The following is a 7,579-nucleotide window of genomic DNA, read 5'->3' as shown; positions in this document are numbered from 1 at the left end:
GCCGGGGATGCGCCCGGCGAGCCGGGCCTGCCCGGGGGTGGCGATCGCCGGCCGGAACGGCCGGGTCTGCTCGTGTTCGGCGATCAGCTCGTCGAGCTGCGCGATCACCGCCGCGCGCTGTTCGATGGCGTCGGCGAAGGCCAGGGTGAGGGCGAACCGGAACTCGGCCGCCGCCGTGGGCGGCACCAGCAGGCCGCAGGTGCGCCGCCGGTCGAGGACCTGGATCAGCGACACCGGGGCCGCCGGGTCGTGGGACAGGCCGGTCATCTTCCCGTACGCCCAGTCGCGCCGGCCGCGCCCGCCGAGCAGCACCAGTCGGCGGTTGGTGATGACGGCCACGCCGGCGTCGGTGGCCCGGACGCCGTCGGGGAGCCGGTGGCGCAGCGGCGCCGGCAGCGGCTCGACCGTCAGGTCGGGTGCGGGCAGCACCGTGGTGTGCCGGACCTCGACCAGTTGCGCGGCGGGCAGCGTCCAGAAGACCACCTCGCCGGGGGCGAGTTCCAGGGGCAGGCCGTGGCCGGCCGCGACCGTGCCGTGCAGGTCGACGGCGAGGGTACGCAGTCGCCGCAGCTCGTCGTCGCGCTGTCGCCACGCGCGCTCGGCTTCGCGGTGTGCCCGCTGCCGGCGCTCGTTCTGCTTGCGCGCCCACGTGTAACGCCAGGTGGAACCCGTCGAATCAGTATCTGCCACGCCGACTCCTTCGCCGCGCGAGCCACCAACCGGGGTGTCATCCGGATCAACGGTGGCGGCGAGTCCGGCGGACACGCCGAAGCGCGCGAACCACCCGATCGGGGGACCAATCCGGACGATTGGCGGATGCGCTGCGTCGATTCACGTTCGGCGTCGGGACGGCGGCGCGGGTCAGTCCGCCCCGGCCCGGAACCGGCCCAGCCCAGCGGCGGCCATGGCGACCGCCTGTGCCTCGCCCACCAGGCACGGGGCGAGGATCCGACGGCCGTGTTCCCGGACGGCGGCCACGTCCGGCTGCCCGGGCAACCACTGCTCCGGCTCGCCGATGGTCAGCTCGGCCAGGAGGAGTTGCGCCCCCGGCAGAGGCACCGGCGGCGGGAGGAACGCGACACCCTCCGGCTGCCCGTCCGGGCCGGTGCCGGTCAGCCGCAGCAGCGCCTGACGTAGCGCCGCCACGGCCGAGGGGAGCTGGCCGTCGTCGGACCGGACCTCAATCAGCAGGCTCTGCGACTCCCGCAGCTCCCGGTCGACTTCGGGCAGTACGACGACGGCCATCAGCGTTCCCTTCTCCGACGGGAGACGATCACCTCGTCACCGCCGTTGAGCCGGTCCCATCATCTCGTGCGCCGTGCGGGGTGCCCGAACCCTCGGTAACGTCAGCCGCAGCCGGACGGTGACGGGGCCACCCGGCATCGTGGCGGAGGTGGGCCGGTGAGCGACGGGGTCGTGCTCGGCGTCGACATCGGCACCACCAGCACCAAGGTGGTCGCCTACGACACCGAAGGCGAGCAGCTCGCCCACCATTCCGTGGGCTATCCGCTGGACGAGCCGCACCCGGGCTGGGCGGAACAGGATCCGTTGACCATCTTCGACGCGGTCGTCGAGTGCGTCCGTACCGTGGCCGGTGAGCTGCCCGGGCCGGTGGCGGGCCTGTCGTTCAGCACCGCCATGCACAGCCTGATCGGCCTGGACGCCGAGGGCGTCCCCTTGACCCCGTCGGTGACCTGGGCGGATTCCCGGGCCAGCGCGCAGGCCGAGCGGTTGCGGGCCGCCCCGCCGGGGCTCGCGCTGCACCGGCGTACCGGCACCCCGGTGCACCCGATGGCGCCACTGCCGAAGCTGGTCTGGTTCGCCGAGCAGGAGCCGATGCTCTTCGAACGGGTCTCGCACTGGGTCGGCATCAAGGACTACGTGCTGCTGCGCCTGACCGAAGCGTTGGTGACCGACCACTCGGTGGCCTCGGCCACCGGGCTGATGGACATCCACCACCTGGTCTGGGACGCGCAGGCGCTGGGCATCGCCGGCATCGTCGAGGAGCAGCTGCCGCAGCTCGTCGCGACCACCACGGTGCTGCCCGGCCTCACCGCCGAGGCGGCCGTGGCGACCGGGCTGCCCGCCGACACCCCGGTGGTGGTCGGCGCGGGCGACGGCCCGCTGGCCAACCTCGGCCTGGGGGCGGTCCGGCCGGGCGTGGTGGCCTGTTCGATCGGCACGTCCGGGGCGATGCGGGTGGCCGTGGAGCGGCCGGCCGTCGACCCGCTCGGCGGGGTGTTCTGCTACGCGCTGACCGAGGACCGCTGGGTGGTCGGCGGCGCGATCAACAACGGCGGCATCGTGCTCCAGTGGGCCGGCGACGCACTGGCGCCAGAGCTGGGCGAGGACTCCGAAGAGGAGCTGCTGGCGCTGGCCGAGCGGGCGCCGGTCGGCTCCGGTGGGCTGATCATGCTGCCGTACCTGCTCAGCGAGCGGGCGCCGCACTGGAGCGCGCTGCCGCGCGGGGCGTACGTGGGGCTGACCCACGGCCACCGCCGCGAGCATCTGATCCGGGCGGCGCTGGAGGGGGTCTGCCAGCAGCTCGCCCTGGTGCTGGCCTCGGTGCGCGCGGCCGGCAACGAGGTACGCGAGATCCGGGCCAGCGGCGGCTTCGCGCGCAGCCCGCTGTGGCGGCAGATCCTCGCCGACGCGCTCGGCATGCCGGTGCGATTCCCCGCCGGGCACGAGGGCTCCAGCTTCGGCGCGGCACTGCTCGGCATGCAGGCGCTCGGGCTGATCCCGTCCATCGACGTCGCCGCCGACCTGGTGGAGATCGACGAGACGGTAAGCCCCGACCCGGCCGCCGCCGCCACCTACGCCGCACTGCTCCCGCTCTTCTCCGAGCTGTACGACGCGCTGGTCCCGACCTTCGCGTCACTGCGACGGCTGGCTCCGAGCCTGCCGCCGGAACCATCACCCACCCCAGCACCCATGTGATCGCCCGTCCCGCAGGGGGCCGGACGCCGTCCGAAGGTCGTGATTACCGTGACCACTCTCCTCGCCGCACCGGCCGAGCTCACCGACGCCGGTGACGCCCAACTGATCCTCGCGGCCCTGCTGGGCATCGCCGCGGTGGTGCTCCTCATCGCCTGGGCCAAGGTCCACCCGTTCCTGTCGCTGATCCTCGGCGCGGCGGTGCTCGGCGTGGTCGCCGGCGTAGCCCCGGACAAGATCGTCACCTCGTTCAGCGGCGGCGTCGGCTCCACAGTGGGCGGGGTCGGCCTGCTGATCGCGCTCGGGGCCATGATCGGTGGCCTGCTCGCCGAATCCGGCGGCGCGGACAGCATCGTCGAGCGGGTGGTCGGCCGGGTCTCCGGCACGGCGCTGCCCTGGGCGATGGCCGGGGTCGCCGCCCTCATCGGGCTGCCGCTCTTCTTCGAGGTCGGCGTCGTGCTGCTGGTGCCGATCGTGCTGCTGGTCTCGTTGCGCACCGACGTACCGCTGATGAGGATCGGCATCCCGGCGCTGGCCGGCCTGTCGGTGCTGCACGGCCTCGTGCCGCCGCACCCGGGCCCGCTGGTCGCGATCGACGCCCTCGGCGCCAACCTCGGCCAGACCCTCGCGCTGGGACTGCTGATCGCCATCCCGACGGTGATCGTCGCCGGTCCGATCTTCGGCAACTTCATCGCCCGCTACGTGCCCGCCACCGCCCCGGAGGCGTTGCTGCCCACCCGGCGACCGGTCGCGCTCGCCGGCGGGCGGGGCCCGGCGGCCACCGGTCGCGGCCCGCTCGACGCCGACGGCGACCTGGTCACCGAGGACGACCTGGCCAACCCCGGCGCCGGCCGCCCGGGTGAGCCGATCGACGAGGCCGCCACCGAGCGGGTACGGGCGCGCCGTGCGCCGGCCCTGTGGGCCGCGGTCATCACCGTCCTGCTGCCGGTGGTGCTGATGCTGCTGCGGGCGATCGGCGAGCTGACCCTCGACAAGGGCACCGCCGGCCGCAAGGCGCTGGACATCGTCGGCACCCCGATCGTCGCCCTGCTCGCCGGCGTCATCTTCGCGATGATCTTCCTCGGCTACCGGACCGGTTTCAGCCGCGCGCAGGTCTCCGGCTTCCTCGGCGGGTCGCTGCCGCCGATCGCCGGCATCCTGCTGATCGTCGCCGCCGGCGGCGGTTTCAAGCAGGTGCTGGTCGACGCCGGCGTGGGGAACCTGGTCGCGGACGCGGCCGAGGGCGCGAACCTCTCGCCGCTGCTGCTGGGCTGGCTGGTGGCCGTCGGCATCCGGGTGGCGACCGGCTCGGCCACGGTTGCCACCATCACCGCCGCCGGCATCGTCGCGCCGCTGGCGGAGACCCTCCAGGGACCGGAGGTGGCGCTGCTGGCGCTGGCCATCGGCTGCGGGTCGCTGTTCTTCTCGCACGTCAACGACGCGGGCTTCTGGCTGGTCAAGGAGTACTTCGGACTGACGGTCGGACAGACCATCAAGAGCTGGTCGGTGATGGAGACGATCATCTCGGTCGTCGGCTTCCTCGGCGTCCTCGTCCTCGACCTCCTCCTGTAGCCCCCTCCCACCCCCGCGTCGCGCCGCCTCGCGAGCCGAGTCGGCATTTTCTGAGAAAGAGGGCTCATCCAGCGCGGAACAGCCACTCTTTCCGAGAAGGTGTGCGGATCTTCGCGGGGGGCGGGGGCCGTCAGGGGGCCTCGACGCCGGAGATGCGGTAGCGGTGCACCTCGGCGCCGAGGATCGCCGCCACCTGCTCCTCCGCCGGGCCGGAACCGCGGAAGGCGAGCAGTTGGTCGTCGCTGTCCCACCGCTCGTAGACGTTGATCCGGCCCGGCTCGACCAGGTCGGCGCTGATCGCGAAGTCGATGCAGCCGGGCGCGGAACGCGCCTGCCGGACGACCTCGGCGCAGGACGCCAGGTAGGCGTCCCGCCCGGCCGGGTCGACGTAGAGACTGCCCGCGACGATGAGCACGGTGACCTCCGGTGGTGTGGTGGGGCGGTCCGCCTGACAGGCACCAATATGCCTGCCAGGCGGCACCCGCACCGCCCATCCCGGCTCAGGCGCGCGTGATCGCGTTGGCGTGGATCGCCTCGTTCAGGTACGCGGCCATCCCCGGCGCGATCGCCTCGTAGTGCGCGGTGAACCGCGGGTCCGCCAGGTACATGTCGGCCAGCCCGGTGTGGATCTCGTAGGAGCAGTCGTAGAACCAGCGGCTGATCAGCTGCCGGTGCTCCTCGGCCAGCGCCATCGCCTCCGGCGAGTCCGCCGCCGCCCCGGACGCCATCACCTCGACGAACCGCCGCCCCCAGTCCTCGTTCTCCGCCTTGTTGCGCAGCCAGTCCTCCTTCGAGTAGCGGGCCACCCGACGGTTCGACTCCCGGTACGCGTCGGTGCCGCCCCAGCGCTGCTCCGCCTCCTCCGCGTGCGCGTCCGGGTCGAAGTCCCCGAAGACCTCGAACCGCTCCTCCGGGGTCAGATTGATGTTCATCCTTCTCGCCTCCATCGCGAGCTCGATCGCGGTGACCATCTCCTGGAGCTTCCCGATCCGCCCGCTCAGCAGCTCGTGCTGCCGGCGCAGGTGCGCCGCCGGGTCGGCGGCCGGGTCGTCGAGGATCGCCGCGATCTCCTCCAGCGGGAACCCCAGCTCCCGGTAGAACCGGATGTGCTGCAGGCGCTCCAGGTCCGCATCGTCGTAGCGGCGGTAGCCCGCCGCGGTGCGTCCGCTGGGCGACAGCAGCCCAATCTCGTCGTAGTGGTGCAGCGTCCGGACCGTCACCCGGGCCGCCTTCGCCACCTGACCCACCGTGTACGCCATGGTTTCCCTCCCTTCCGCGACCAAGGCTCCCGCCTGCCGTTGCGTGAGGGTCAAGCCCGATTCTGCGCGCCGCGTCACACCCTCGTCGGAGGATCGGCGCGGCGGCACACGCGAACGCCCCCGGCCTCCGAGGGGGTGCAGAGGCCGGCGTCCGGGGGCGGGGTCAGGCGGTGGCCCGGTCCTTCGCCCGCTCCGGGGCGGCGAAGGCCGCAGTGGCCGGGGTGCGGAAGGCGTGCACCAGACCGGCGATCGACAGCAGCAGGAGCAGCCCCGCCCCGACGAAGGTCACCAGCGCCGCCTGCTCGGCCTTGCGGCCGAACTCACTGAAGCCGTACGAGGTGAGCAGCAGGCCGCGCAGCGTCTCGCCCTTGAACACGGTGTCGCGCTGGCCGCTGACCTCGGCGAGCTGCTTCTGCAGGTCGGCCAGGGCCGGGTCGTTGGTTTTGGTGGCCTGCTCCACCTTGGCGCGCAGCTCGGTCTGCGGCTCACCGAGGTCGGCGTACGTCCTGCCGCCGGCCATCGAGGTCAGGTGCAGCCCGATGAACTCGTTGGCTTGACGATCTCTGCCCTGAAGGACGGAGATTCCCTCCACGCTGCGCGTGGAACACGCGGCGTCCGGGCGGATTCCTGCTTCCCGGCGCGGTGCCGGCACGGGTGCCGGTCTTATCTGCGCTCCACAGGCGTTTAGGCTCTCGGCGCGTCCCGCCGCGAGCACGTTGATGGCCGCGTTGACGTCTCGGTCGTGGGTCGCCCCGCACGGGCAGGTCCACGACCGGAGGTTGAGTCCCATCTTGTCGTTGATCCGTCCGCAGCCCGAGCACATCCGAGTAGAGGGGAAGAACCGGTCGACCCGGGCGAAAGTACGCCCGTGTCGGGCGGCCTTGTACTCCAACATGGCGGTGAAGCTGGCCCAGCCCGCGTCGTGCACGGACTTGGCGAGCCGGGTCGGCCGAGACCGACGACGCACAGGTCCTCGACGTACACCGCTTGGTTGTCGCGGATGATCGCCGTGGAGAGTTTGTGCTGCCAGTCTCGCCGGGTGTCGGCCACCCGCGCGTGGGCGCGGGCGACCTTGACGACGGCCTTCTTGCGGTTCTGGCTGCCCCGCTGCTTGCGAGACAGGTCCTGCTGCAACCGCTTGAGCTTGCGGGCGGCCCGGCGCAGCAACTTCGGGGCAGTGACCTTCGTGCCGTCGGACAGGACCGCGAAGTGGGTCAACCCTAGGTCGATGCCCACCTCGGTGCCGGCAGGGGGCAGCGGCTGGTCGGGGATGGTCACGACAAACGAGGCGAAGTACCGCCCGGCGGCGTCCTTGATGATCGTGACCGAGGTGGCCTCCGCCGGCAGCGCCCGCGACCACCGCACCGCCAGGTCGCCGATCTTCGGCAGCCGCAACCGGCCGTTGTCCAGCACCTTGAACCGGGCGTTGGCGGTGAACCGGATGGCCTGCCGGTTGTCCTTGCGCGAACGACACCGCGGCGGGGCGAGCTTGCGACCCTTGCGCGCACCGGTGATCGAGGCGAAGAAGTTGCGGTAGGCCATGTTGAGATCCGCGAGGGCCTGCTGAAGCACGACCGCGGACACCTCGCCCAGCCAGGCGCGGGCCACGGTCTTCTTCGCCTGGGTGATCAGCCGCTTGGACAGGTCCCCGTCGGAGACGTACGGCAGCCCTTGCTCCCGGGCTTCCTGCCGTGCGCGCAGCCCGTCGTTGAACACCACCCGCGCACACCCGAACGCCCGCGCCAGCGCTTCCTGCTGGCCGGGCGACGGGTAGACGCGGAAGTTGTACCGAAGCTGCACATCGGACAATC

Annotated in this window: 6 protein-coding genes and 3 pseudogenes; 2 read left to right on the top strand and 7 right to left on the bottom strand. The window is 72.4% G+C overall.

From position 1 onward, the window contains the following. Together JNW89_RS21445 and JNW89_RS21440 are read right to left on the bottom strand one after the other, a co-directional pair. Positions 1-690, bottom strand: a pseudogene (locus JNW89_RS21445) (hypothetical protein); the annotation flags it as partial. 171 nt (positions 691-861) lie between these two features. Continuing rightward, entirely contained in the window at positions 862-1,245 is a 384-nt protein-coding gene (locus JNW89_RS21440) for a hypothetical protein (protein WP_238450261.1), read from the bottom strand. Positions 1,246-1,401: 156 nt separating this feature from the next. Between JNW89_RS21440 and JNW89_RS38145 the strand changes: the two genes are divergently transcribed. Together JNW89_RS38145 and JNW89_RS21430 are read left to right on the top strand one after the other, a co-directional pair. Continuing rightward, a complete protein-coding gene (locus JNW89_RS38145; protein ID WP_238450260.1) occupies positions 1,402-2,940 on the top strand; it encodes a gluconokinase in 1,539 nt (512 codons plus the stop codon). Positions 2,941-2,988: 48 nt separating this feature from the next. Beyond that, positions 2,989-4,509 (top strand): GntP family permease, encoded by a 1,521-nt coding sequence (locus tag JNW89_RS21430; RefSeq protein WP_238450259.1) that lies wholly within the window; start codon positions 2,989-2,991, stop codon positions 4,507-4,509. Between the two features lie 130 nt (positions 4,510-4,639). Here JNW89_RS21430 and JNW89_RS21425 read toward each other — a convergent pair whose 3' ends face one another. From JNW89_RS21425 to JNW89_RS21410, 5 genes and pseudogenes are all read right to left on the bottom strand, one after another. Continuing rightward, positions 4,640-4,924 (bottom strand): antibiotic biosynthesis monooxygenase family protein, encoded by a 285-nt coding sequence (locus JNW89_RS21425; RefSeq protein WP_238450258.1) that lies wholly within the window; start codon positions 4,922-4,924, stop codon positions 4,640-4,642. Positions 4,925-5,009: 85 nt separating this feature from the next. Continuing rightward, positions 5,010-5,768, bottom strand: coding sequence for a MerR family transcriptional regulator (locus JNW89_RS21420; RefSeq protein WP_238450257.1), 759 nt, complete (start codon positions 5,766-5,768; stop codon positions 5,010-5,012). Positions 5,769-5,931: 163 nt separating this feature from the next. Continuing rightward, positions 5,932-6,360, bottom strand: a complete 429-nt coding sequence (locus JNW89_RS21415) for a hypothetical protein (RefSeq protein WP_238450256.1) — start codon at positions 6,358-6,360, stop codon at positions 5,932-5,934. Between the two features lie 177 nt (positions 6,361-6,537). After that, a pseudogene (locus JNW89_RS38940) lies at positions 6,538-6,663 on the bottom strand (zinc ribbon domain-containing protein); the annotation flags it as partial. 116 nt (positions 6,664-6,779) lie between these two features. Next, positions 6,780-7,568 (bottom strand): annotated as a pseudogene (locus JNW89_RS21410) (RNA-guided endonuclease InsQ/TnpB family protein); the annotation flags it as partial. Positions 7,569-7,579: the final 11 nt, after the last annotated feature.

The organism is Micromonospora sp. 4G55 (assembly GCF_016803375.1).
This window is presented reverse-complemented; position numbering and strand designations above follow the sequence as displayed.

Excerpts from the sequence above, each read along its gene's own strand:
- JNW89_RS21420 (WP_238450257.1), bottom strand. The coding sequence starts at position 5,768 with ATGGCGTACACGGTGGGTCAGGTGGCGAAGGCGGCCCGGGTGACGGTC.
- JNW89_RS21440 (WP_238450261.1), bottom strand. The coding sequence starts at position 1,245 with ATGGCCGTCGTCGTACTGCCCGAAGTCGACCGGGAGCTGCGGGAGTCG.